This window comes from Clostridium sp. UBA1056 (assembly GCA_002316385.1).
In the GTDB taxonomy this organism is placed as follows: Bacteria; Bacillota; Clostridia; order Clostridiales; family Clostridiaceae; genus Clostridium_J.
In genome coordinates, this window is the sequence record DCDL01000054.1 from 25,364 (window position 1) to 26,977 (window position 1,614).

Consider the following 1,614-nt stretch of genomic DNA (forward strand, 5'->3'; position numbering starts at 1 on the left):
TGACTTATTATTTATTTTCAGATGCCTAATAAAAAATAGAGACTACGAATTTATATCGTGTCTCTACGGTGTAAGTAATACATATTAGTTAAATATATTACTTTAAAATTTGAAATAAGAAATCCAGGGTTTTATAATTCCAATAATGCATAGATTATACTATACATTTATATTTATCATAAAGTGTTATTAAACATCTCCACATGGATACATTACAATAGTTACAATGATTTCAAAATATAACTTCTACATTTTTGTAACGTTTGCTGCTTGAGGACCTCTCTCCCCACTAACTATTTCAAATTGAACCTTTTGTCCTTCATCAAGAACCTTATAGCCATCTCCAAGGATAGAAGAGAAATGTACAAATACATCCTCATGACCTTCCATAGATATAAAGCCAAACCCTTTTTCACTATTAAACCATTTTACTGTTCCTACTTCCATATAATCTCCGTTAAGCAACTTTAATAGTTGCACCCTTTTCAACATACTCAGTTTTGCGGTGCTACTCCTGTTGGTCGTGTACTCAAGGGTATCAAATCTTATTATTAAGACAAGTACGGAATCTCCTTTCAAAAATATTTGACCATATCTAATTTCTTAGATAATAACTATAGTGTTCTCAATTTGAAACTTTTTATACTATTTTATTATACGTTTAGCAACGTAATATCTATTACTATAATAAGCAGAGTTTAAATTAGAAACTCTCACATAGTCACCAGGTTTAGGTGCTTGAATAAACAAATCATTACCTTTATATATTCCTACGTGAGATATATCATTAGGGTCATCATCATTAGTAGTAAAGAAAATTAAATCCCCTGGTTTTAAATCATTACGATCAACTATAACACCTTGATGTACTTGATAATATGTGGTTCTTTCTAAAGATATGCCTAGTTGCTTGTACACATATTGAACAAGGCCAGAACAATCAAAGCCCATAGGCGTAAAGCCACCCCAAAGGTATGGAACTCCAAGATATTCTTCAGCTTTAGCGGCTATATCTTCTCCAGTATAATTGCTTTGTATAAGAGGGGTTTCCTTTACTACTGGATTAGAGGAGTGAGTTTCATCGGTTATAGTTACATAATCACCACTAATATATCCAGTAGTATTACCTACCTTAACCTTATACCAACCATCAGTATAAGAAATTATAGGTAGTTTACTACCATATCTTACTGTAGTTAGTACACTATAACTAATACTGGCACCAGAACGGACATTTAGAACATCAGCATTAATAATTGCAACTTTGCCTTCCACTGTGTGTGAAGGGGCAGTTATTGTAGGTGGTGCAACAATACCAGTACTATCTGATATAAACTCTGCACTTACAAAGCCTGTACCACCATTAAATTTAATTTTGTGCCATCCATTACTAGTTGATAATATTTCAACTTTAGAGTCTTTATATAGAGCTCCAATTATGTTAGCACTAATATTTCCATTAGAACGAACATTTAGAACATCAGCATTAACAATTCCTGTAGATATAACTGTATCTTCTGTAGAAGAATTACTATTTCCAGAATTTGAATTACCAGAAGAAGTATTAATATATTCAGCACTAACAAATCCAGTGGTGTTGTTATATTTAATTTT

Annotated in this window: 2 protein-coding genes; both read right to left on the reverse strand. The window is 31.8% G+C overall.

Features of this window, described 5'->3' with window-relative positions:
• Window positions 1-246 precede the first annotated feature (246 nt).
• Window positions 247-447 (reverse strand): cold-shock protein, encoded by a 201-nt coding sequence (locus tag B3W71_RS13310; protein WP_346889420.1) that lies wholly within the window; start codon window positions 445-447, stop codon window positions 247-249.
• Between the two features lie 198 nt (window positions 448-645).
• Window positions 646-1,614, reverse strand: a 969-nt coding sequence (locus B3W71_RS13315; RefSeq protein WP_346889421.1) for a C40 family peptidase, incomplete at its 5' end; no start/stop codon positions are given.